A 21873-nucleotide genomic window follows, 5' to 3' on the forward strand; every position below is an offset into this window, starting at 1 on the left:
GAGCCTATTTCTCATGCAAGTCGTCTCCGGCATTCAGCCCACCGGCAATCTTCACCTCGGCAACTACCTGGGGGCGATCCGCAATTGGGTGAAGATGCAGGACGATATCGGTGAGAACGGCGAATGCCTGTTCTTTCTCGCCGACCTGCACGCAATTTCGCTGCCGCATGATCCGGCGCAGCTTAAGCAATCAACGCTTGAGATGACGGCGGCCTTGGTCGCTTGCGGGGTCGATCCATCGCGCTCGGTTCTGTTCAATCAAGCGCAGGTTCCCGCCCATGCAGAGATGCAATGGCTGCTCAATGGAACGGCGCGAATGGGCTGGCTCAACCGCATGACGCAGTGGAAGGATAAGTCGGGCAAGAACCGCGAGGGGCAATCGATTGCCCTGTTCACCTATCCTGTCCTGCAGGCCGCAGACGTCTTGCTGTATCAGGCGACCCATGTGCCGGTGGGCGATGACCAGAAGCAGCATCTGGAGCTAGCGCGCGACATTGCGCAGAAATTCAACACCGATTTCGCCAGCGAAGACGCGCCAGTCTTTACCCTGCCCGATCCCTACATTCCGCCAGAAGCCGCGCGGATCATGTCGCTGCGCGATGGCACAGCCAAGATGAGCAAGTCTGATCCCTCAGACCTCAGCCGTATCAATCTGACCGATGATGCCGACACCATCATGAAGAAGGTGAAGAAGGCGAAGACCGATCCAGAGCCGCTGCCCAGCGAGCTTGGTGGGCTGGAAGGCCGCGCAGAGGCGCTGAACCTGGTGAGTATCTTTGCCTCGCTGGCAGGCGTCAGCAAAGAACAAGTGCTGGTCGACTTCGGCGGGCAAGGGTTCGGCGCGTTCAAGCCCGCTCTTGGCGAGCTGCTGACCGAGAGCTTTGCGCCGGTGACCGCGCGTTTCCGAGAGTTGATGCAGGACCGGGAGGCACTGGATGCGATCCTGGCCAAGGGCGCAGCGAAAGCGCGCGAGCGCAGCGCGCCAACACTCAAGGCGACCTACGAAGCGCTCGGCCTCGTGCGCGGATAAGGGCATCCACTCAGGCGGCCAATCGTATTCTGGACGCTGCGAACCGCACGATTCAGTCATCGCGCGTTCAAAATGGGTTCAGGCCACGTCTTTACACTTGGGCCTGCTGATGACAGCTTGCCGACTCGATGATGGGATTCGCACCAGAACTTTATGGGGCGATTGAAGGGAAATGGCGGCGGCAAACCATGAGCCTTTGAAAGCCATGTGAGTGATAAGAGGTAATGCCATGACCAATTCCGATACTTCCTCGGCAGAAACGCCGGGCCGCACGTTGATGAAACGCCTGGGACGCGCGAGCGTGCCAATTCTGCTGCTCAGCCTCGCAGCCTGCGCCACGCCGTTTAAGGCCGATGTCTCGCGCTTCCAGAGCGCGCTTCCGGCGCCGACTGGCCAGACCTTTGCCGTCGTCGCGGATGATCCCAAGCTGGCTGGCGGTCTTGAATTCGCGCAATATGCCGATTTCGTCGAAGCCGAGATGGAGCGCCTAGGCTATTCGCAGGCCGAGCCTGAGGCAGCCAATCTGCTGGTGCGCTTCGACTACGGAATCGACAAAGGACGCGAGAGAATTCGCACCACCAATGCTGGCTTTGCCGGCGACCCATATTTCAGCCCTTGGTATGGCCGATTCGGCCGGCGCGGATTTTACCGCGGCCGCGGTTTCCATCGCAGCCGGTTTGGCGGCGCGTGGGGATTTGGCTTCTATGACCCATGGTTTGGCGGCCCCGAGGTGCGCAGCATCACGGTCTACACCAGCGGCATCGATATGAAGATCGACAGCGCAGCGACAGGCGAACGTCTGTTTGAAGGCAAGGCGCAGGCTGTCTCCAGCTCAAACCGTCTGCAATATCTGGTGCCAAACCTGGTGGATGCGATGTTCACAGACTTTCCCGGCAATTCGGGTGAGACTTTGCGCATCACCATCAAGCCAGAAAGCAAAAAGGTCCGCCGCACCGACTAATCGGACGGCTAATCAATCCTTTTCCCTTGGACGGGATTTGAAGAGGCGGTGCTGGAAACGGCGCCGCCTTTTTGCGTTTGGAGTGCGGTGGCTAGAGCTTTTCGTGGCCGCCAGTGGAGCCAAAGCCGCCCGCGCCGCGTTCCGTCGCGTTGAGCTCTTCGACCTCTACCCAAGCGCCTTGTGTAACAGGGGCCAGCACCAGCTGAGCAACCCGGTCACCGCGTGCGATGGAAAAGGGCTCGCTGCCGTGATTGATCATGATGACCTTTAACTCGCCGCGATAATCGGAATCGATTGTGCCAGGCGTATTGGGCACGGTGATCCCATGCTTCAGCGCGAGGCCAGAGCGCGGACGCACCTGAATTTCGAACCCATTAGGAATGGCGACCGCAAGGCCGGTGGCAACGGCATGACGCGCGCCCGGATCAATGGTCACATCTTCTGCCGCGACAATGTCCATGCCCGCTGCGCCGTGCGTGGCGTATGCTGGCAAGGGTAGCCCTTCCCCATGGGGCAGGCGTTTGAGCTCCACCGATACGTGCGAAGTCACTCGGCAGCCTCAGCGGTCAAAGTCTCTGCGATGCGCTCAACCAGAGCCAGAGCAACGGCGCGCTTTGGCATCTTATCGAGGCTCTCCACCCCTTCGCTCGATACGATATGAACGGTGTTCTCATTGCCGCCCATCACATCGCCGGACACGTCGTTTGCGACGATCCAGTCAGCGGCCTTGCGCTTGCGCTTCTTCTTCGCGTTTTCGAGCACGTTTTCGGTCTCAGCGGCAAAGCCAACCACCAGTTCAGGACGGTTAGCACCGCCGGCAAGATTGGTGAGAATGTCTGGGTTTTCAGTCAGCATCAGAACCGGCGGAGCCGAGCCGCGCTTCTTCATCTTCTCAGATGTGTATTCCTTCGGCTTCCAATCAGCCACAGCGGCCACCATCACGGCAGCATCTGCAGGCAAAGCCGCTTTCACACGTTCAGACATTTGCGCAGCGCTCTCAACGTCAATCCGGTCGACACCGGCGGGCGTTTGCAATGCGACAGGGCCAGCCACCAGAGTGACCTTCGCGCCCAGCGCCGCCGCAGCCGCCGCAATGGCGAAGCCTTGCTTACCGCTTGAGCGATTGGCAATGTAGCGCACAGGATCGAGCGATTCCCACGTCGGCCCGGCGGTCACCAGCACATGGCGACCCTCCAGCGGACGATAGTTCGGATCAATATCAAAACCGCCACCGCCCAGCGCATCATCCAGCGCGGCTTGAACGCCGTCTTCCAATGATGCCATTTGTCCGGTCAGCTCAGGCGCAGCCTTGCGCTTGTCGACTTCGTGGTTGATCGCGCTTGGATCCATCGGCGGTGCAGCACCAGCTCCGCCCTTCTTGGCGAGCAGAGGCCCGCCAAAGTCTGGATTGAACTCAGGCGTTTCTTCGATCTCGCCTTCATCAGCCAGCTCAGCCGCCTCCGCATCATCGAGATCGGCCGCTTCGACATATTCGGTCTCAATCTCTTCATGCGTGCGTTTCGCGGTCGAGCGCGGAATAATCATCGACAACAATCCGCCAAGACCGCCGCTTTTGCTGTCGGAATCTTCTTCTTCGTATTCCGGTTCCGGCTCAATCGCCTCGACTTCATACTCCTCGTCTTGCCCATCATTGGCGGGGACAGCGACGGGAGTGGCCGCGGGTACAGCAGGCTCTTCGACTTCAATGTCAAAGTATGAAGCGATTTCGCGCCAGATCGCATCCGGCTCTGGCAGGCGGCCATAGCCGAACTCGCCGCAGGCCATTGGCCCTTCATCAGGGTCCAGCACATTGACACCGGCCTGGCGCAGCCATTCGATATTGCGCTGGGTCGCCTCATGCTCCCACATGCGCACGTTCATCGCCGGCACAGCCATCACTGGCTTGTCGGTGGCAAGGATCAAAGTGGTCGCAAGATCATCGGCAATGCCTGATGACATTTTGGCCAAAAGATCGGCCGTCGCCGGGCACACGACCACAAGGTCGGCCTCGCGGCTCAGCTCGATATGACCCATCTCGACCTCGTTCTTGAGATCCCAAAGATTGGAGTAAACTTGATTTTCGCTCAAAGCGGCGAGCGACATGGGCGTGACGAACTGCTGACCGCCTTTGGTCACCACGCAGGTGACATCGCCGCCGCCTTTGCGGATCAGGCGAACCAGCTCGCAAGCCTTGTAAGCGGCAATTCCGCCGCCCACGACCAACAGGATTTTCGGCCGTGTTTCGGTCATTTTTGCGTCCTCACACATAGACTTACACTTGGGCCGGGCAAGCAAACAATCACTCGCTTCACTCCCTCACATCACGTTAACGCTGTCCCAGAACCTAGACGTACAGCGTCCTTGGGCCAAGCCCAAGCGCGTTCCATGGGATACAATGGTTAATTAAGCTTGATCAATGGGGCACTAAATCAAGTAAAATCAGCAAGAATTCAACCAATCAAACCCAGTGCCACCGCGCCAAACATCGCGCCTGCCCCGGCGACGCCTGCGATGAGGTACCCAAACACACTGCCGCCCTCGCGCGGTTTGCGGTCGGTCATCAGAGGCACATCGGGCAGCGGAGGCTGCTCTGGCGCGCCGCCTTTGGCTGGGAAGCGGTCTTCTATCCGGCGGATCAAATCGGGCAGGCGCAGGAAGGTTTGCGTGTCCTCCTTGATCCGCTCAGCCACTGCAGCCTCTGGCCCCAATTCGTCGCGGATCCAGCCGCGGACATAAGGCGCCGATGTGTCCCACATATTGATCTCAGGGTTGAGCTGGGTCGCGATGCCTTCGACCATCACCATGGTCTTTTGCAGCAGCAGCAGGTGCGGCTGTGTTTGCATGTCGAAATCGCGCGTGATCGCGAATAGCCCGTCGAGCATTTGCCCGACGCTCAGCTCGCTCACAGGCTTGCCGCGCATCGGTTCACCCACAGCGCGCAGTGCGGTCGCAAACTCACCAACCGAGTGATAACTCGGCACATATTGCGCCTCGAAATGAATCTCGGCCACGCGCTTATAATTGCCTGTCGTCAAGCCATAGAGGATCTCTGCGAGCCATTGCCGCGCGCGCCGGTCGATCCGGCCCATGATGCCAAAATCAATCGCGACAATCGTGCCGTCTTCTTCAACGAACAGATTGCCCTGGTGCATATCAGCATGGAAGAAACCGGCGCTGATCGCTTGCGTCAGGAAGGATATCACCAGACGTTCGGCAATATGCGGTAAGTCTTGGCCTTGCGCCTTAAGCTCTTCAATCCGGCTGATCTTCACCGCGTTGATCCACTCAACCGTCAGGACGCGGCCATTGGTGCGGTCCCAATCGATCTCCGGGATGCGGTATCCCTCAATCCCGGCCATGCCCTCCGCCAGCTCAGATGCAGAGGCCGCCTCGCGCCGCAGATCCAGCTCGCTGTTGGTCCAGCGCTTGAAATTGGCAATCGTCAGGCGCGGACGCAGCCGCTCGGCCTCTCCGCCAAAGGCCTCAAGGTGCGCCGCCGCCCATTCATAGGTCTGAATATCGCGCGCAAACTTTTCGCGAATGCCGGGCCGCAGCACTTTGATCGCCACTTCGCGGCCATCCGTTGTCACACCCTTGTGAACCTGAGCGATGGACGCCGCGCCAACTGGGTCGGGGTCAATTTCGCGGAACAAAGTCTCCAGCGGCACGCCAAAGCTCGCCGCGATTGAGGCTTCGATTTCGGAAAATGGCACAGGCGGCAGATTGTCCTGCAGGCTGAGCAGATTGTTCGCCGCTTCCTCGCCCACAATATCGGGCCGGGTGGCCAATGATTGCCCAAGCTTAATCGCCGCCGGGCCAATCGCGCGGAAGGCTCCGGCATAGTCGGGCGTGCCAGATTTGCCGGTAAAGGATATCCAGCGCGCCAGCTTGACCAAGCGCCGCACCGGCGGCGGTGCATTAGGATCATTCTCGATGCCGACGAGCGCGCGGCGGCGAGCGAGCGTGATGCCCCACTTCAGCAGGCGAAACAGATGCGTGGCGGGCTGCGTCACCCTAGATCTTCCACCCCGAGTGAATGGCCACTGCGCCGCCCAGGATCGGCTCCACCTTAGTGTTGGCAAAGCCCGCATCGCGGATCATCTGCTCAAACTCCGGCATTTTCGGGAAACGGCGGATGGATTCGGCGAGATAGCGATAGCTCTCTTCATCTTGAGCGATGATCTTACCCATCTTCGGCATGACCTTGTGCGAGTAGACGTCATAGACCTCTTTGAAGCCCGGCCATTCCGTGGTCGAAAACTCCATGCAGAAGAAACGCCCGCCAGGCCTCAAAACCCGGTTTGCCTCACGCAGAGCCTTTGGAATGTCGGTCACATTGCGAATACCAAATACGATTGTGTAGGCATCAAAACTGCTGGAGGCGAAGTTGAGTTCCTCAGCATTCTGACAAGACCAGACCAGCGAGCCCTCATCATCGTTTAGGCCGCGATCCATCGCCCGCTCAACGCCAACATCGAGCATATCCTGATTGATGTCGCACACGGTGATCGCTGCGCCGCTCGGCGCCATGCGAAAGGCAATATCGCCCGTGCCGCCTGCCATATCGAGGATCGTCTCGCCCGACTGCGGCTTAACCCTCCTGACAAAGCGGTCCTTCCACAAACGGTGCATGCCGCCCGACATCGCGTCATTCATGATGTCATACTTGCTCGCGACGCTGGAGAATACGTCGCCAACACGCCGGGTCTTTTCCTCTGGGGCCACTTCTTCGTAGCCGAAAGATACTGTCTTTTCGCTCATAGCGCAGAGCCTTAGGGAAGTTTGTGCAGCGCGCAAAGCTTGTTAGAGCGCTATTTTTGTGGGGCCGGGCCGCCCGCTCCCTCCACCCTTCCACCCGGACAGTTTCCCGGTAGGCTCCGGGTGGAAGGGTGGAGGGAACGGGCGGCTACGGTTAGCGAGTGTCAGCGAGCCTAGAACGATGCCTGAATTACCAGAAGTTGAAACCACCGTTCGCGGGCTAGAGCGCTTTATGCTGGGCGAGCGCATTGCGCGCGTCCAATTGAACCGCCCCAACCTGCGCCGCCCCTTCCCGCCAGACTTGGTGCAAGTGATGACTGGCGCGGTGATCACCGGATTGTCGCGGCGCGCGAAATACGGCCTCATTGATATCGACCGAGGCCAGTCGATGGTCTTCCATCTGGGCATGAGCGGGCGCTGGCGAATCGATCCTGAGGAACCGGACAAGCACGATCACCTGATCATCGAGACAGACGATCATCAATTTGCCCTTTGCGATCCACGCCGGTTCGGTTCGGTCGATCTGCTGCCGAGCGATGCGCTGGACCAGTGGCCACAATTTGCGAGCCTTGGTCCGGAGCCATTGGGCGATGGGCTGAGCGTGGAGCACCTGAAAGCGGCGCTGAAAGGCAAGACGCAGTCGATCAAACTGTGCCTGCTCGACCAGAGGATTATCGCTGGGCTTGGCAATATTTATGTGTGCGAAGCGCTGTGGCGCTCTGGCATTCATCCTCGCAAGCAAGGCGGCAAAGTTACAAAGCCGCAGCTGGAACGGCTGGTTCCGGCCATTCGCGAGGTGCTTGAGACCTCGATCCGCGATGGCGGCTCCACCTTGCGGGATTATGCGCAGCCCGACGGCGAGCTGGGCTATTTCGCCACGCGCTTTAATGTTTATGACCGCACGGGCGCGGCCTGCCACCATGAGGATGGCGGGACGATCAAGCGCATCGCGCAAGGCGGGCGCAGCACGTGGTTCTGCCCCAAGTGTCAAAAGTGAGCGCGTTAGATTAAAACGTCCTCAGTCAGGATCGCACCAAAATCATTGACGATTCGCAAGGCTGGCCCTATGTGCCGCGTTTTCCGGCGTACGGGTGAATTCCTGAGCGCCGATTCTTCGAGCAACCGATATTAGAGATCAGGCCATCCTTGGTGGCCCGCAGAAACCGCGAGACAGACACAGATATGGCCAATACGCCGCAAGCCCGCAAACGCATCCGCCGCAACAATCGCCGTGCGGAAATCAACACCGCTCGCATGAGCCGCATTCGCGGCTTCGTGAAGAAGGTAGAGGCCGCTTGCGAAGCTGGCGACAAGCCTGCTGCTGCTGAAGCGCTCAAAGCTGCTCAGCCAGAAATGGCTCGCGGCGTTGCTCGCGGTGTCATGCACAAAAACACAGTCGCGCGGAAAATGTCGCGTCTCTCAAAACGAGTCGCTGCGCTCTGATTCGCACCCACTCGCATCCGTAATTTTACGGATAAATATACATAAGGGTCGGGCCGTAGTGGCGCGGCCCTTTTTGTTTGTGCGGCACATGACAAAGCTGAAACACTAAGAGGGCAGGATTCCCCACGATTCGCGGGGGCATAAACCAAAAATTAAAGGTAATTCAGAGCGTTGAACGGAGGCCTGCGGGTCACAGCCGAGTCAACACAAATATTTCTGTTTTTTTACATTATGCACCCTTGCCTCAAGGTGAAATCCATAGGTACATCATGCCTGACTCGGGGCGGGACAGCCCGGGTTTTTAAAGTTTGAATGAAGAGGGGAAACCCGGATCTTTCGATTCCGGGTCATGGGAAGGCTTTGCCTGTCATGAAGTTGGGGAAACGCTCCAGATCAGCGGCTCTGGGGTTGGTACAGGATTACGTACGATGGCTCATAAAATAGAAAAGGCGCGGTCTACGCGTCGGAAAGCAGATGACGACTTGATGGAAGATTCCGAAGCTGTGAACCTCGCTGCAGATTGGTCAGATATCAGCCAAGGACTTCGCAAGGATCTGGGCCATCAATTGCACAGCCAATGGATCAAACCGATCCAAGTTGGCGGCATTGATAAAGAAACCGGTACGCTCGATCTGTTTTTGCCCACTGAGTTTTCGGCCAATTGGGTGCAAGACCGGTTTCACGACCGTTTGCAGCTCGCTTGGAAGATCGCGCGCAGCGAAGTTCGCAATGTTCGCGTGCAAGTTCACCCAGGACGCCGCCAATTGCCAGAGCTGCGGCTCGACAATGGCCGCCGTCCAGCCAATGACGCGGATGCCAGCGCAATCGCGATGGCTGCCGGCACAATCGGCGATGCAGGCTTCACCAGCTCTGTAGGGCTCGACCCATCGCTGACCTTTGCCGCCTTCGTCACAGGCGAGGCCAATGTGCTCGCTTGCAACGCCGCCCAGCGTATGGCCGCGACCGAGCAGCCGCAGTTTTCGCCGCTCTATCTGAAAGCCGCGACTGGCCAGGGTAAGACGCACCTGCTGCACGCAATTGGGCACGCATTCCTGCAAGCCCACCCGCGCGCCCGGATTTTCTACTGCTCAGCTGAGCGCTTCATGGTCGAATTCGTCCAAGCGCTTAAAGCGAACCAGATGATCGAGTTTAAAGCGCGGCTGCGCAGCTTTGATCTGCTGCTGGTTGACGATATTCAATTCATCATCGGCAAGGCAAGCGCTCAAGAAGAGCTGCTTTACACAATCGATGCGCTTCTGGCTGAAGGCAAACGCCTGGTGTTCGCTGCTGACCGCGCACCTCAGGCGCTCGACGGGGTCGAACCGCGTCTCCTCAGCCGTCTTTCGATGGGTCTGGTTGCCGACATCCAGGCGGCCGACATTGAACTGCGTCGCAAGATTCTGGAATCGAAGCTCACCCGCTTTGCACCGCTCAATGTGCCGGACGATGTGATCGATTTCCTCGCCCGTACCATCACGCGCAACATTCGCGAGCTGGTGGGTGGCCTCAACAAACTGATCGCCTATGCGCAGCTGACCGGCCAAGAGGTCTCGCTGCAGCTGGCCGAAGAACAGCTGACCGATATCTTGTCGGCCAATCGCCGCCGGATCACAATTGATGAAATACAGCGCACGGTCTGCCAATTCTACCGGATCGACCGCAGCGAGATGTCATCCAAACGCCGCGCCCGCGCCGTTGTCCGGCCGCGCCAGGTGGCGATGTATCTTGCAAAGGTGCTGACACCGCGCAGTTACCCAGAGATTGGCCGCAAATTTGGTGGCCGCGATCACTCCACGGTTATCCACGCTGTGCGCCTGATCGAAGATCTGCGCACCCGCGATGCGGATATGGATGGCGATGTGCGCAGCCTTCTGCGCCAGCTGGAGAGCTGATTTTAGCGCTGCCAGAAACCCGCTGGGCCTAACCGTTTAGCGCACAGCATCTGCACAACTACTCAACAGTCTGTCGACAGGGTCATCAACAGCCCTGCCCACAGGCTGTCGACAGGTTGTGAACATGATGCCAACAGGCTGTGCATGACTGTCTCCAGCGCCTTATCCCCTGCCCGCCTTGATCGATTTGCGCGGCATATCGTGCTGCCAGAGATTGGCGGCGCGGGTCAGGTCGCGCTGGCTGGCAAGCATATCGCGATGATCGGGCTTGGCGGGATTGGATCGCCAGCGCTGCAATATCTCGCGGCCAGCGGCATCGGGCGCTTCACTCTGGTCGATGATGATGTGGTCGATGCCAGTAATCTCCAACGTCAGACCATTTTTTCATCCCGCGATGTTGGCCACGGAAAGGCCGTCTCAGCGCGCCGTTGGCTGGCAAACTTCGATGATGAGATCGACGCGGAGATTTCCGACAAGCGCATTGATCCGCACAACGCCCACGGCCTGATCGCCAGCGCCGATCTGGTGCTCGATGGCACAGACAATTTCGCCACCCGCTTGGCTGTGTCCGATGCCTGCGTCACGGCCGGTGTGCCGCTGCTCAGCGCCGCCGTTGGCCGCTTTCAAGGCCAAGTTGGCGCCTTTGCGGGCCACCTTGCTGACCATGCCTGCTATCGCTGCTTCGTTGGCGATGCCTTTGATGCAGAGGATTGCGACACCTGCGCAGAGGACGGGATGCTGGGCGCGATGGCCGGCTGGGCGGGCAGCTTTGCCGCCATGCAGGCGGTTCGCGTTTTGCTGAGCGGTGTCAGCGCCTTTGGCGATCCGCAATGGGGCAGAATTCACATCCTGGACGGCATGAAGCCCGGCATGCGCACGCTCAGCATTGCCAAAGACCCAGCGTGCAAAGGCTGCGGGCCCTCAGCCGCCTAACACCTCATCGACCCACGCTGGCACCAACACGCTGGCGACGCCGTGGCGAGCTTCGGCAAAATGATGCGTGCCCTCGCTTGGCTCCAAATTGAGCTCCACGGTATGAACACCCGCCGCCTTCGCCTCCTGGACGAAGCCCGCCGCTGGATAGACCGCGCCGCTGGTGCCGATGCTAACGAACACATCAGCGCTGAGCAGCGCCGCATAGATGCGGTCCATCTGATACGGCATCTCACCAAACCAGACGACGTCCGGGCGCAGGGCCGGTGCCTGACACACGGGGCATGGCGGGCGATCCGCCATTGGCGTATCCCACGGCGAGCGAACTTCGCAAGAGCTGCATAGCGCGCTTTTCAACTCACCATGCATATGCAGCACGTCGCGCGAACCGCCGCGCTCGTGCAAATCATCGACATTCTGCGTCACCAGCAGCACTTCACCCGCAAACTCTTGCTCAAGCCGGGCGAGCGCGCGGTGCGCATCATTCGGCTCCACCTTGGCCAGCGCTTCGCGCCGCATGTCGTAAAACCCCAGCACCAGATCCGGGTCACGCGCAAAGCCCTCTGGCGTCGCCACGTTCTCCACCTTGTGCTGCTCCCACAGCCCACCAGCAGAGCGAAAGGTATCAATGCCGCTCTCTGCGGAAATTCCTGCGCCTGTCAGGATGACGATGCGTTCAATGTCTGCCATGAGGCCATCAAACACTTTGAATAGGTTAGTAGCAATGGCGCAAATCGGAATTATCGGCAGCAAGGGGCGTCTGGGCGAGGCTTTGGCCCGGGCCATCGCGGATGCTGGCCACCAATTGGCAGGCGGCGTGGATCAAGGCGAGGCGCCGGGTCCGCTCGCCGCCCAGTCCGACGTGCTCGTGGACTTCTCCGCCCCTGCTGCATTGCAAGCCAATCTAGAAGCGGCGCAGGCTGCAGGCACTCCGATTGTGATTGGAACAACGGGCCTGGAGGCGGAGCATTTCACAGCGATCGACAAAGCGGCTGAGGCTGTAGCAGTGCTTCAAACCGGCAACACGTCGCTGGGCGTCACCCTGCTGGCGCACTTGGTGCGCGAGGCGTCGGCGAAGCTTGGCCCAGACTGGGATATTGAGGTGCTGGAAATGCACCACCGCCACAAGGTCGATGCCCCCTCTGGCACGGCCAAACTGCTGGGCGAGGCGGCGGCTGAAGGGCGAGGAATTGATCTTGCAAGCCACACGGAGAGCGGCCGCCACGGAAACACTGGCGCGCGGGCCGAAGGCGCAATCGGCTTTGCCGCCCTGCGCGGCGGCAGCGTTGCCGGGGATCACAGCGTCATTCTGGCGGGGAATGAAGAGCGTGTCACGCTGTCACACAACGCGGAAAACCGCATGATCTTCGCGCGCGGTGCCGTGAAAGCGGCCGCTTGGCTGATCGGTAAGCCCACTGCACGCTACACAATGAACGACGTGCTTGGATTGTGATTAATTTTATCAAACGACTGTTCGGTATGTCGAACACACTGGCCGCTCCACCTCAGCCGGGTAAGCACTCATTGCCGTCTGTGCCAGACGAGAAAGCCGATGAATTCATCGCCTGGTACCTTACAAAAACAAAACCTGCTGTGGTGCTGGAGCCTGCGCCATCTCTTCCGATTTCGCGTGGCGGTTCGCGTCTCTTTGGACCGGCTTATCTGCAAGCAGGCGAAGAATGGCCCATTGGTAACGATGGTAAAACACTCGATTTCCTCGCACAGCTCGATCTTGCCGATTGCGCCCCATTGGATGGCTATCCGCGAGAAGGGACCGTCCAATTTTTCATTGGTCGCGATGATCTGTTTGGAGCAAATTTTAACCAGCCGCGGTCCGGCAATTTTCTCGTAAGGCTGGTGATCCCCAACGAAGCCGGAGCGCTGCACCCTTCACCGCATATCGACGAGTTCGATACCAGTGGGATCGACGACTACTCGCCATCGTACAATTATGAGATGCGAAAACGGGGCCTCGGCTTAACCCCGCAGCAGGTCACCGATCGGATCGATCTGTCGGTCAAAGAGGCAAGCAAGCGATTTGATGCTCTTGGCATGGAATACGATCTTGATCCGCTCTATGATCGGATAGACAAGATCGATGAGGGGCGTCCGCTGAGACATCACACGGGCGGCTACCCCGCTTTTACGCAATCCGATATCCGCATGGGCCCGCACAATGCGGATCTAGATCAGGTGCTGCTGCGGCTCACATCCGACGATTATCTGATGTGGGGTGACATGGGCGAATGTGTTTTCATGATGTGCAGCGAAGACCTTGCTAAAGGCGATTTCTCCAAGGTAGCCTATTCCTGGGACTGCTCCTGAAACGATGGCTGCAAACCAATGACCAAAGACCAGATCTTCGAATTTTTCCGCCGTCTGGCTGAGGACAATCCAGAGCCTGAGACCGAGTTGGAATATGGCAACGCCTATCAACTGGTCGTCGCCGTGGCGCTGTCTGCGCAGGCGACCGATGTTGGCGTGAACAAGGCAACGCGGGCGCTGTTTGCGAAGGTGGAGACACCGCAGCAGATGCTCGATCTGGGGCTGGCGGGCCTCATCGAGCACATCAAGACGATCGGTCTGTTCAACTCCAAAGCGAAGAACGTCATCGCGCTCTCGCAATTGCTGATCGACGATTATGGCGGCGAAGTGCCCGATACGCGCGAAGACCTCGTCCGGCTGCCCGGCGTGGGGCGAAAGACCGCGAATGTCGTGCTCAATTGCTGGTTCAAGCAAGAGACCTTTGCAGTCGACACGCACATCTTGCGGATGGGCAATCGCACAGGTCTGGCCAAGGGTAAGACGCCGGAGCAGGTCGAGGCAAAGCTGGAAAAGCGCGTACCGCAGCCCTTCCGCCTGCACGCACATCACTGGCTCATCCTGCATGGCCGCTATGTCTGCAAAGCACGCACGCCGGAATGCTGGCGCTGTCAGCTGGTGGACCTGTGCAGCTTTAGGAAGAAGGTGCTGGAGGCGCCGAAACGATGAAACGAAACGCCATTATGCTTGCGCTGTTATGGATCACAGCAAGCTGTTCGCCCCCGCTCCTCTACTCTGAAACGCCTTTCGATTCAGAAAAGTGGCGTAATGCCGACACAAATACACATGCGCGTGCCGAGATGCTGAATTCTTATCTTGTGCAAACCGACCTGACGAGCAAGACCCGTGCCGAGGTCGAGCAGACATTTGGTCCCCCGACCGAGACGGGACGTTTCGCTGAATCGGATATGGTCTATCTCCTCGGACCGGCGCAGAGCCTGGACAATTCAGTTGGCTATGAGTGGCTGGTGATTGATCTGGACGCCAATGAGTTAGTCACGCAATTTGAGATTGTGACAGACTAAACATCATCCGCGCTGATCATTTCTTCGCGGTCGATCCCCTTCTGCATAGCCGCTATGTCTGCAATGCGCGCACGCCGGAATGCTGGCGGTGCCAGTTGGTGGATCTGCGCAGCTTTAGGAAGAAGGTGCTGGAGGCGCCGAAGGGGCGGGCTTAGCTCTCTTCTTCAGTAAGATAGTCACCTATGACTTGTTGTATTTCTTCGTTTGCTTTTCTCAATTCAGACCAATGGCCGCTCTCAATTACAAGCCGCTTGCATTCATTAATCTCGCCAACATCAGCATTATGAAGCAGATGGACGCTGATCCCTTGTGAGAAGCCTTGCGACTTCAATAAACCAATTAAGTCGTCTGCACGCGCACCCTGCGCATGCTTTGCCTTTAACTGTCGAAGAGCAGCATTGACTTGCCTCTGGCGCTGCCAGCTTCTCCTCACGCGGAACGGATTAAACATCATCCGCGCTGACCATTTCCTCGCGGTCGATCTCGTTCGTCAGGCTCGCCACCGTCGTCGCCACGGCCGCATCGCCGCTGACGTTCGTGGTAGTGCGCATCATGTCCATGATCCGGTCGATACCGGCGACCAAAGCGATCGTCTCTAGCGGCACGCCGACCGCGCCAAACACCAGCACCATCATGATCAGGCCTGATCCGGGAATGCCCGCCGCGCCAATCGCGCCGAGAGTACCCAGGACGGAGATCAGGAAGTAGTCGCTCCAGGACAGATCCACGCCAAACACCTGCGCCCCAAACAAGGTCGCAAGGCCCAGATACATCGCCGTGCCGTTCATATTGATTGTCGCGCCCAGCGAAATCACGAAGCTGGCCACCGAGTTCGACACGCCCAAATTGCGCCGTGTGCAACGCAAAGTGACCGGCAATGTCGCATTGGAACTGGCGGTGGAATAGCTGACCGCGATGGCATCGATAATGCCGCGGAAGAAGTCGATCACGGGCAAGCGCGCGACAAATTTAATCATCCCGGCATAGATGATCCCGATGATCAGGAAGCAGCCGAGATAGTTCAGGAACACCAGAAATCCGAGCGCCTGCAGCGCCTCTATCCCAAGCGTCCCTGCGACCCATGCCATCAGCGCAAAGACCCCAAACGGGGTGAGCTCCATCACCACCATGGTGATCTTTTGCATTACGACAGAACCGCTCTCGAAGATCTTGAGGACAGGCTCGCCCTCTTCCTTTGCCATCAAGATGCCGATCCCGATCAGCAGCGAGAAAACGATCAGCGGCAGAACATTGACATCCGCCATCACCTGAACCGGGCTGGAGGGCACAACCTCCAAGATCATGTCTTGGAAGGTGACCGCGTTTTCTTGGCGGTCCTGCGCGCGTTCGAGTGCCGCTGAATCGAGCTGCATCGCCGATGCATCAAGGCCAGAACCCGGCTGTAAAAGGGTCCCGATACCAAGGCCGAGCCAGACGGCCATTTGCCCAGTGACCACGAAAATCAGCAAAGCTCGCCACCCGACGCTGCCCAATTTGCGCAGGTCTCCAATGCTCGCAACGCCGGCAACCAGACTGAAGAAGATCAATGGAACGACCAGCATCTTGATGAAGGCGATAAAGATATCGCCGATGATCTTGATGCTTTCAGCTTCCGGCCCCCAGAAGAGGCCCAGCGCAATGCCGAAGATCAGCGCCGCGATTACCCGCTGCCACAAGGGAATATTGAACCAAGCCTTCAGCACATCTGCGCTCCCGCGTTTAGTCGTGTTTTAGAGCGGCCAAGGCCACATTCGTATAAATCCGGGCCAGCGCATCCAGATCAGCAATGGCCACCGCTTCATCGCGCTTATGCATGGTTGCGTTGCAAAGCCCAAATTCAATCACAGGGCAAACATTGCGCAGGAAACGTGCATCCGATGTGCCGCCGCTGGTGGAGGCCTCTGGTGCGGTGCCGGTTTCTGCCTCAACCGCATCCGCAATCATCTGCGAAAATGCGCCCGGCTCGGTCAGAAATGGCTCGCCCGAGATGATAGGCCGCGCTGTCCCACCGTGGTTTTCAGCGATGGAGCTGACCCTGTCGGACAGGCTGGCGCCGCTATGCAAATCGTTGAAACGGATCGAAATGCGCGCCTCGGCCTTTGCCGGGATCACATTGTGGGCCTTATTCCCAACCGTCAGATCGGTGATTTCCAGATTGGAGGGTTGAAACCAATCGGTGCCCGTATCCAAGGTGAGCGCATCAAGCTCAGCGAGCATCGCCACCAGTTTCGGCAATGGATTGTCGGCCAGGTGCGGATAGGCGACGTGGCCCTGCGTGCCCTCCACGCTCAGCCAGATATTGACCGAACCGCGCCGTCCGATCTTCATCATATCGCCCAGCCTGTTAACGCTGGTCGGCTCCCCCACCAGGCACAGATCAGGCTGAATGCCCTGCTCGCGCATGTAATCGATCAGAGCGCGCGTTCCGTGCAGCGCGGGGCCTTCTTCATCGCCCGTGATGATAAAGCTGATCGTGCCCGCATCCGCTGGCACATCAGCGATGGCCGCGATCATGGCGGCGATCGCGCCCTTCATATCGACCGCACCGCGCCCATACAGCAGATCGCCCCTGATCTCTGGCTCAAACGGAGCGCTGGTCCAATCTTCGCCCGGAGGCACAACATCCAGATGGCCAGCGAAGGCGAAATGCTTGGAGCCCTCTGGGCCTGTGCGAATGGCGAACAGGTTTTCGACCGGGGCCTCATCGCTGCCCTCTGGCCCGTCGCCGCGCGTGAAACGGTGCACCGCAAAGCCATGCGGGGCCAGCATCGCCTCCATTGCATCGAACACTGTGCCGGTCGCCGGCGTAACGCTGGGCGCTGCGATAAGCCGCTGCGCAATCTCAAGAACTGTGGTCATCGTCGCTCCGGTTCGGGCAATGGTCCTGGGGCAAAGGCGCTTTCGAGCAGCTCTGCAATGCGGATGCCAGCCTGCTGGACCCGCCGCCGCGCGATTGGCACGCCTTTGACGATATCCTCTTGGCTGAGCGCAGTTTTGCGGGGCAGCTCGGTGCCGCAAACGTCCTGCGTGTCGAAGGCGGTAGGATAAACGAAATCGCGGGCAATTTTCCAGCTTTCCCGGCCCCAATCCGCCGGTGATCCGCCGCCCAGCTCGGCGCGTTCAGCGGCGCTGTAAGAGCGGACAACAGGTCGCTCACCGCTGGTGATTGCCCGTTCTGCCAAGGGGCCATCCCAAATCCAATGCAGATTAAGGCTGGGGACGATCCCATAATCGGTCTCGCGGTCATTGCCGCCGCGATCATTCTTATCGCCCGAATGCAGTGGCATATGAATGTCGCCTGCGAAATGGACCATGAAGGCCAGCGCCTCCAAACGAATGTGATTTGGCAGGCTTTCGTCGGCGAGCATGCGGTGGCTGCGCTCTATCTGGGCGGTGACGCAATTCCCGCCAGAGCAGTTGGCGCGCGGGTTGTAAGCCTCGCAAATCGGCGTCGTGCGGTAATGCCAAGCGGCGGTGTAGCCCCAGCGCCAGCGAGTCCGGCGGACGCAATCGGGCCAGACAGAGGCCTCTTCCAACGTGGAAAGCGAGCATTCCGGCGTGCCCAGCAGCGCCTCTGAACGCAGCAGCCGCGCAATCTCAGCGCGAGCCCTTGGCGAAATATTTGCCTCGCCAATCTCAGCCGTCTTGCCATGCGCATAAAAGCCCCAAGCGAAAGCGGGGCTTGGCGCAGCGAGCATCACTGCCAAGACGCACAGCCAGAGCTTTGCGAAAGCGCGCATCAGCCGATTGTCTCGTATTGCTCAATCACCCATTGCTCCTCTTCAGAGGCGCCTATCCATTCCTGCATCCAGGCATGCTCCCAAACCGCTTGCATATAGGCCTCTGCAAAACCGGGAACGCCAATGCCGTAGGTGATGAAGCGTGAGACGACCGGCGCGTAGAAGATGTCCGCAGCACCAAAGGTTCCGAACAAGAACGGCCCGCTGCTGCCGTAGCGCGAGCGCGCCTCTGCCCACAGGGTCAGGATACGCACGATGTCCTGGCGGGCCTCTTCCGAGACATCCTCCAGCTTCACCTTGCGGCGGACATTCATCGGCAGCTCTTTGCGCAGCGCCATGTAGGATGAGTGCATCTCAGCCACCATCGCGCGGGCCATGCCGCGCGCACTTTCGTCCTTTGGCCAGAAACGGTCGCGCCCAACCTTGTCACCGAGATATTCCATGATCGCCAGACTGTCCCAGATGACTGTGTCATCATCCCACAGGATTGGAACCTTGCCGTGCGAGGGCTGCATCTCGCCCATGCCCTGCTTCTGCTCTTCCCAGCCCTCGCCCAGGATTGGCACCGTCAGTTCTTCAAATGACAGCCCAGATTGCTTCGCCGCCAGCCAGCCGCGCAGCGACCAGCTGGAATAATTCTTATTGCCGATAATCAGCTTCATGACGGCTTGCTCCATCTTGCGGGGCTTAGAGGTTTGAGGCAATTATCAGCCTCGCTTTGCGATGCCCTAGATATTCAGTGTTTCGCTGTCGAGGCTGAACGGTTACTTCTCGGCCATCCAATCACAGAAAGGCTCTTCGCCCAGACATGGCCACGCCACCATTTCACCTCGCCTTTCCGGTTGATGATCTTGCCGCCGCGCGTGCGTTTTACGCGGGCGTTCTCGGGTGCGCGGAGGGGCGCAGCAGCGAGGAATGGATCGACTTCGACTTTCACGGGCACCAGATCGTTGCGCATCTGGCACCGGGCGCGGCGGGCGATGCCGCGAGCAATCCGGTCGATGGCCACGGCGTGCCGGTGCCGCATTTCGGCTTGGTCTTGGGTATGCCCGCATGGGAGGCTCTGGCGCAGCGCTTGAAAGACGCAGGCACTGATTTTGTGATCGAGCCGACCGTGCGCTTCAAAGGCGAAACCGGGGAGCAAGCGACGATGTTCTTCCGCGATCCATCGGGCAATGCGATCGAGATGAAGGCTTTCGCCGATCCCGCTCAGCTCTTTGCGAAATAGCCTTTAGGTGAAGTAGCTCTCGCCCATCGCGTCGAGCAAGACCGCAGCGCGAAGCTCCTCGATACCCATGCCCTTCTCGCTGCTGGTGATGTGCAGCTCAGGAAAGGCGGCAACGTGTTTGCGCGCCTCAGCGGAAACCGCCTCTGCCGTTTTGGCTAGCTCGCTCGCTTTGATCTTATCCGCCTTGGTCAGCACGACGCGGTAGCCGACGGCTGCCTCGTCCAGCATGGTCATCATTTCGCGGTCAACATCTTTCAGGCCGTGACGGCAGTCGACCAGCACGAGGTTGCGAGCGAGAACGGGCCGTCCGCGCAGGTACTGACGGACAAGCTTCTTCCAAGTCTCAACCACTTTGGGCGGGGCCTTGGCAAAGCCATAGCCCGGCATGTCGACGAGCCGGAACTGCGTTGGTTCACCCACTTCAAAGACATTGAGTTCCTGCGTGCGGCCCGGCGTAACCGAGGTACGCGCAATTGAGCGGCGGCCCGTGAGCGCATTCAGCAGCGAGCTTTTGCCCACATTGGACCGCCCGCAAAAGGCAATCTCAGGCACCGTTGGCTCGGGCAGGAATTTGAGCTGGGGCGCGGACAGCAAAAAGTCCACGCGCCCGGAGAAGAGCTTAGAGGCCGTGCGCTCACGAAACTTCTGCGCGCGCTCCTCTTGCTCTTGCTGCTCTTGCGCTTGAGTTTCCTCTGGGGTCACGCCTCGCCCTTTGATTGATCTTCAAGCGCTTTGGCGCGCTCCTTCTCGGCCTTTTCCTTCTCTATGGCAGCGCGCATTTGCGGGTGTTTGGAATAGAGATAGCTTTGCTGAGCCAGCGTGAGGATGTTGTTGGTGACCCAGTAGAGCAGCAGACCAGCCGCAAACGGTGCCATCACAAACATCAAAATCCACGGCATGAAGTTGAAAATTTGCTGCTGCATCGGGTCCATGGCCGATGGGTTCAGCTTAAACGTCAGCCACATGGTGATGCCGAGCAAGATCGCGAGCACGCCGATGCCAAGGAAGCCGGTGACTTCAAATGGCAGCAAACCGAACAGGTTGAGGATCGTCCAAGGGTCAGGCGCGGACAGATCCTTGATCCAGAAATCGACAAACGGCTCATGCCGCATTTCAATCGCCAGGATCAGAACCTTGTACAGCGCAAAGAAGATCGGGATCTGAATGAGGAGCGGCAGACAGCCGGCGAGAGGATTGACCTTCTCATCCTTGTACAGCTTCATAATCTCTTGCTGCTGCTTCTGTTTGTCGTCTTTGTAACGCTCCTGGATCGCCTTCATCTTGGGCTGAACCGCCTTCATCGCAGCCATGCTGGAGAATTGTTTCTGCGCAACAGGAAACAGGAACCCGCGGATGATGAGGGTAAGAACGATAATCGCCACGCCGAAATTGCCGACGAAATCAAACAGAGTCTTCAAGAGAAGCAGCATTGGCTTCTCAATGAACCAGAACCAGCCCCACGAAATCGCCAGACCGAAATCATCAATGCCAGACGCTTCATATTCGTCCAGCACCGAACTCTCTTTGGCGCCGACAAACAGCTGAGTTGATTGCTGGATTGATTGTCCGGCAGGCAGCGTGACGGCATCATAGATCAGATCACTGCGGTAAATTTGGCTACCCAGCGCGCGGAAGCTGCTCTCAAAATTGCCCTCGCCCGGCACCAGCGCAGACAGCCAATAGCGGTCTGTAAAGCCGAGCCAATTGGCTTTGCCTTCGGGCGTGTAGCTGGGGACCTCGTCGAGGTCGTCATACGCGTATTCTTCATCGATGGTGCCGCCAAACACACCAACCGGGCCCGCGTGAACGATAAACTCGTCCGCCGAGGCATTGGCGCTCGTGCGATTGATCAGCGAGAACGGCTGAATCACTGCCGCGCTTTCGCCCGCATTGGATACGGTTTGCACCGCCTCCAGCATGTAATTGTCATCAATCGACAGCTTGATCGAATAGGTCAGCCCATCGGCCGCTGTGTGCGTCAGCGTGACCGGCGAATCCACCGTCAGCCGTTCCGCATCGGCGGTCCACACGACATCGGGGCCAAGCCGCTCAGCATTCGCCAAAAAGCCGAACTCAGCAAAATATTGGTTGTCCGTGCGATCCGGCGCAAACAGCCGCACTGGGCCGCTGTCATCGTCAATCGTCTGGCGGTGATCCTTAAGAACAATGTCGTCAATCCGCGCGCCAACCAGGTTGATCGAGCCAGCCAGGCGCGGCGCATCAATCGCCACCCGCAGCGGGTTTTCCAAGGCTGCATCAAGATCCACCGGCCCTGCCGCCGGGGTCACGCCGCTGGGCAAGTCTGCGGCGACAACGCTGGTCCCCGGGACGTCGCCCGCGCTAGCCGCTGCCGCTGGTTCAACCTCTTCAGTTGACGCGGTGATCGCGGCATCCGGATAGAACTGGCGCATGGCCACGTCCCAACCGAGGATAAGCAGACCTGAAAGCGCTACGGCCAGCAACAAATTACGCTGATTGTCCAAGAGTAAATCCTGTTTGTATGTTTGCCCGATTTGGCGGCAGGCGTGTTATATAGGTATG

23 protein-coding genes and 1 pseudogene are annotated in these 21873 nt (G+C 58.9%); 12 read left to right on the top strand and 12 right to left on the bottom strand.

All coding sequences use genetic code 11. The annotated features are described in order from the left end of the window. Positions 1-13 precede the first annotated feature (13 nt). Positions 14-1030: a tryptophan--tRNA ligase gene (gene trpS / locus AC0V6V_RS06620; protein ID WP_486164648.1), complete on the top strand. Its 1017-nt coding sequence runs from the start codon at positions 14-16 to the stop codon at positions 1028-1030. Between the two features lie 229 nt (positions 1031-1259). Further along, positions 1260-1991, top strand: a complete 732-nt coding sequence (locus AC0V6V_RS06625) for a DUF4136 domain-containing protein (protein WP_486164649.1) — start codon at positions 1260-1262, stop codon at positions 1989-1991. A gap of 91 nt (positions 1992-2082) precedes the next feature. Here the strand turns inward: AC0V6V_RS06625 and dut are convergent, their stop codons facing one another. The 4 genes from dut to AC0V6V_RS06645 all read right to left on the bottom strand — a co-directional run bounded on the left by dut (position 2083) and on the right by AC0V6V_RS06645 (position 6752). After that, entirely contained in the window at positions 2083-2541 is a 459-nt protein-coding gene (gene dut, locus AC0V6V_RS06630) for a dUTP diphosphatase (protein ID WP_486164650.1), read from the bottom strand. Further along, a complete protein-coding gene (locus tag AC0V6V_RS06635) occupies positions 2538-4241 on the bottom strand; it encodes a bifunctional phosphopantothenoylcysteine decarboxylase/phosphopantothenate synthase (protein ID WP_486164651.1) in 1704 nt (567 codons plus the stop codon). Before AC0V6V_RS06635 ends, dut begins: the two co-directional genes overlap by 4 nt. Positions 4242-4441: 200 nt before the next feature. Next, entirely contained in the window at positions 4442-6004 is a 1563-nt protein-coding gene (gene ubiB / locus AC0V6V_RS06640) for a 2-polyprenylphenol 6-hydroxylase (protein ID WP_486164652.1), read from the bottom strand. A gap of 1 nt (position 6005) precedes the next feature. Beyond that, complete coding sequence (locus AC0V6V_RS06645) at positions 6006-6752, bottom strand: class I SAM-dependent methyltransferase (RefSeq protein ID WP_486164653.1); 747 nt, start codon at positions 6750-6752, stop codon at positions 6006-6008. A 178-nt stretch (positions 6753-6930) separates the two neighbouring features. Here AC0V6V_RS06645 and mutM point away from each other — a divergent pair, with 178 nt between their 5' ends. The 4 genes from mutM (at position 6931) to AC0V6V_RS06665 (ending at position 11017) form a co-directional block, all read left to right on the top strand. Next, positions 6931-7746 (top strand): bifunctional DNA-formamidopyrimidine glycosylase/DNA-(apurinic or apyrimidinic site) lyase, encoded by an 816-nt coding sequence (gene mutM / locus AC0V6V_RS06650; RefSeq protein ID WP_486164654.1) that lies wholly within the window; start codon positions 6931-6933, stop codon positions 7744-7746. Between the two features lie 185 nt (positions 7747-7931). After that, on the top strand, positions 7932-8192 hold the full coding sequence (gene rpsT, locus AC0V6V_RS06655) for a 30S ribosomal protein S20 (protein WP_472640822.1): 261 nt from the start codon (positions 7932-7934) through the stop codon (positions 8190-8192). Positions 8193-8620: 428 nt separating this feature from the next. Beyond that, positions 8621-10084, top strand: coding sequence for a chromosomal replication initiator protein DnaA (gene dnaA, locus AC0V6V_RS06660; protein WP_486164655.1), 1464 nt, complete (start codon positions 8621-8623; stop codon positions 10082-10084). A gap of 144 nt (positions 10085-10228) precedes the next feature. Beyond that, positions 10229-11017, top strand: coding sequence for a HesA/MoeB/ThiF family protein (locus AC0V6V_RS06665; RefSeq protein ID WP_486164656.1), 789 nt, complete (start codon positions 10229-10231; stop codon positions 11015-11017). Here AC0V6V_RS06665 and AC0V6V_RS06670 read toward each other — a convergent pair. Continuing rightward, complete coding sequence (locus tag AC0V6V_RS06670) at positions 11006-11707, bottom strand: NAD-dependent deacylase (RefSeq protein ID WP_486164657.1); 702 nt, start codon at positions 11705-11707, stop codon at positions 11006-11008. The two genes, AC0V6V_RS06665 and AC0V6V_RS06670, sit on opposite strands and share 12 nt — an antisense overlap. Before the next feature lie 34 nt (positions 11708-11741). On the opposite strand from AC0V6V_RS06670, the gene dapB reads away from it, so the two are divergent. From dapB to AC0V6V_RS06695, 5 genes and pseudogenes are all read left to right on the top strand, one after another. Continuing rightward, entirely contained in the window at positions 11742-12470 is a 729-nt protein-coding gene (dapB, locus tag AC0V6V_RS06675) for a 4-hydroxy-tetrahydrodipicolinate reductase (RefSeq protein WP_486164658.1), read from the top strand. Next, positions 12467-13342 carry a YwqG family protein gene (locus tag AC0V6V_RS06680; RefSeq protein WP_486164659.1) on the top strand — a complete coding sequence of 292 codons (876 nt, stop codon included), beginning with the start codon at positions 12467-12469 and terminating at the stop codon, positions 13340-13342. The genes dapB and AC0V6V_RS06680 overlap by 4 nt, the downstream gene beginning before the upstream one ends. A gap of 18 nt (positions 13343-13360) precedes the next feature. Further along, on the top strand, positions 13361-14008 hold the full coding sequence (gene nth / locus AC0V6V_RS06685; RefSeq protein WP_486164660.1) for an endonuclease III: 648 nt from the start codon (positions 13361-13363) through the stop codon (positions 14006-14008). Next, on the top strand, positions 14005-14364 hold the full coding sequence (locus tag AC0V6V_RS06690; protein ID WP_486164661.1) for a hypothetical protein: 360 nt from the start codon (positions 14005-14007) through the stop codon (positions 14362-14364). Before nth ends, AC0V6V_RS06690 begins: the two co-directional genes overlap by 4 nt. Positions 14365-14402: 38 nt before the next feature. Next, positions 14403-14519 (top strand): annotated as a pseudogene (locus AC0V6V_RS06695) (endonuclease III); the annotation flags it as partial. Here the strand turns inward: AC0V6V_RS06695 and AC0V6V_RS06700 are convergent. Genes AC0V6V_RS06700 through AC0V6V_RS06720 form a run of 5 tightly spaced genes read right to left on the bottom strand, consistent with a single transcriptional unit; the run spans position 14516 to position 18766 of the window. Further along, the gene (locus tag AC0V6V_RS06700; protein WP_486164662.1) at positions 14516-14818 is read right to left on the bottom strand and encodes a hypothetical protein; all 303 of its coding nucleotides are present in this window, start codon (positions 14816-14818) and stop codon (positions 14516-14518) included. The pseudogene AC0V6V_RS06695 and the gene AC0V6V_RS06700 sit on opposite strands and share 4 nt — an antisense overlap. Then, the gene (locus AC0V6V_RS06705) at positions 14808-16067 is read right to left on the bottom strand and encodes a dicarboxylate/amino acid:cation symporter (RefSeq protein ID WP_486164663.1); all 1260 of its coding nucleotides are present in this window, start codon (positions 16065-16067) and stop codon (positions 14808-14810) included. The genes AC0V6V_RS06700 and AC0V6V_RS06705 overlap by 11 nt, the downstream gene beginning before the upstream one ends. 16 nt (positions 16068-16083) lie before the next feature. Beyond that, positions 16084-17223, bottom strand: coding sequence for a succinyl-diaminopimelate desuccinylase (gene dapE / locus AC0V6V_RS06710; RefSeq protein ID WP_486164664.1), 1140 nt, complete (start codon positions 17221-17223; stop codon positions 16084-16086). Continuing rightward, entirely contained in the window at positions 17220-18104 is an 885-nt protein-coding gene (locus AC0V6V_RS06715; protein ID WP_486164665.1) for a S1/P1 nuclease, read from the bottom strand. The genes dapE and AC0V6V_RS06715 overlap by 4 nt, the downstream gene beginning before the upstream one ends. Beyond that, the gene (locus AC0V6V_RS06720) at positions 18104-18766 is read right to left on the bottom strand and encodes a glutathione S-transferase family protein (RefSeq protein ID WP_486164666.1); all 663 of its coding nucleotides are present in this window, start codon (positions 18764-18766) and stop codon (positions 18104-18106) included. The genes AC0V6V_RS06715 and AC0V6V_RS06720 overlap by 1 nt, the downstream gene beginning before the upstream one ends. 146 nt (positions 18767-18912) lie before the next feature. On the opposite strand from AC0V6V_RS06720, the gene AC0V6V_RS06725 reads away from it, so the two are divergent. Continuing rightward, positions 18913-19332: a VOC family protein gene (locus tag AC0V6V_RS06725; protein ID WP_486164667.1), complete on the top strand. Its 420-nt coding sequence runs from the start codon at positions 18913-18915 to the stop codon at positions 19330-19332. A gap of 3 nt (positions 19333-19335) precedes the next feature. Here the strand turns inward: AC0V6V_RS06725 and yihA are convergent, their stop codons facing one another. After that, complete coding sequence (gene yihA, locus AC0V6V_RS06730; protein WP_486164668.1) at positions 19336-20034, bottom strand: ribosome biogenesis GTP-binding protein YihA/YsxC; 699 nt, start codon at positions 20032-20034, stop codon at positions 19336-19338. Next, positions 20031-21815, bottom strand: a complete 1785-nt coding sequence (gene yidC / locus AC0V6V_RS06735; protein ID WP_486164669.1) for a membrane protein insertase YidC — start codon at positions 21813-21815, stop codon at positions 20031-20033. Before yidC ends, yihA begins: the two co-directional genes overlap by 4 nt. Between the last annotated feature and the right edge of the window lie 58 nt (positions 21816-21873).

Source organism: Erythrobacter sp. S249 (genome assembly GCF_057364975.1).

Excerpts from the sequence above, each read along its gene's own strand:
- trpS (WP_486164648.1), top strand. The coding sequence starts at position 14 with ATGCAAGTCGTCTCCGGCATTCAGCCCACCGGCAATCTTCACCTCGGC.
- AC0V6V_RS06625 (WP_486164649.1), top strand. The coding sequence starts at position 1,260 with ATGACCAATTCCGATACTTCCTCGGCAGAAACGCCGGGCCGCACGTTG.
- AC0V6V_RS06635 (WP_486164651.1), bottom strand. The coding sequence starts at position 4,241 with ATGACCGAAACACGGCCGAAAATCCTGTTGGTCGTGGGCGGCGGAATT.
- AC0V6V_RS06645 (WP_486164653.1), bottom strand. The coding sequence starts at position 6,752 with ATGAGCGAAAAGACAGTATCTTTCGGCTACGAAGAAGTGGCCCCAGAG.
- mutM (WP_486164654.1), top strand. The coding sequence starts at position 6,931 with ATGCCTGAATTACCAGAAGTTGAAACCACCGTTCGCGGGCTAGAGCGC.
- rpsT (WP_472640822.1), top strand. The coding sequence starts at position 7,932 with ATGGCCAATACGCCGCAAGCCCGCAAACGCATCCGCCGCAACAATCGC.
- dnaA (WP_486164655.1), top strand. The coding sequence starts at position 8,621 with ATGGCTCATAAAATAGAAAAGGCGCGGTCTACGCGTCGGAAAGCAGAT.
- AC0V6V_RS06665 (WP_486164656.1), top strand. The coding sequence starts at position 10,229 with ATGACTGTCTCCAGCGCCTTATCCCCTGCCCGCCTTGATCGATTTGCG.
- AC0V6V_RS06670 (WP_486164657.1), bottom strand. The coding sequence starts at position 11,707 with ATGGCAGACATTGAACGCATCGTCATCCTGACAGGCGCAGGAATTTCC.
- dapB (WP_486164658.1), top strand. The coding sequence starts at position 11,742 with ATGGCGCAAATCGGAATTATCGGCAGCAAGGGGCGTCTGGGCGAGGCT.
- nth (WP_486164660.1), top strand. The coding sequence starts at position 13,361 with ATGACCAAAGACCAGATCTTCGAATTTTTCCGCCGTCTGGCTGAGGAC.
- AC0V6V_RS06690 (WP_486164661.1), top strand. The coding sequence starts at position 14,005 with ATGAAACGAAACGCCATTATGCTTGCGCTGTTATGGATCACAGCAAGC.
- AC0V6V_RS06700 (WP_486164662.1), bottom strand. The coding sequence starts at position 14,818 with ATGATGTTTAATCCGTTCCGCGTGAGGAGAAGCTGGCAGCGCCAGAGG.
- dapE (WP_486164664.1), bottom strand. The coding sequence starts at position 17,223 with ATGACCACAGTTCTTGAGATTGCGCAGCGGCTTATCGCAGCGCCCAGC.
- AC0V6V_RS06715 (WP_486164665.1), bottom strand. The coding sequence starts at position 18,104 with ATGCGCGCTTTCGCAAAGCTCTGGCTGTGCGTCTTGGCAGTGATGCTC.
- AC0V6V_RS06720 (WP_486164666.1), bottom strand. The coding sequence starts at position 18,766 with ATGAAGCTGATTATCGGCAATAAGAATTATTCCAGCTGGTCGCTGCGC.
- AC0V6V_RS06725 (WP_486164667.1), top strand. The coding sequence starts at position 18,913 with ATGGCCACGCCACCATTTCACCTCGCCTTTCCGGTTGATGATCTTGCC.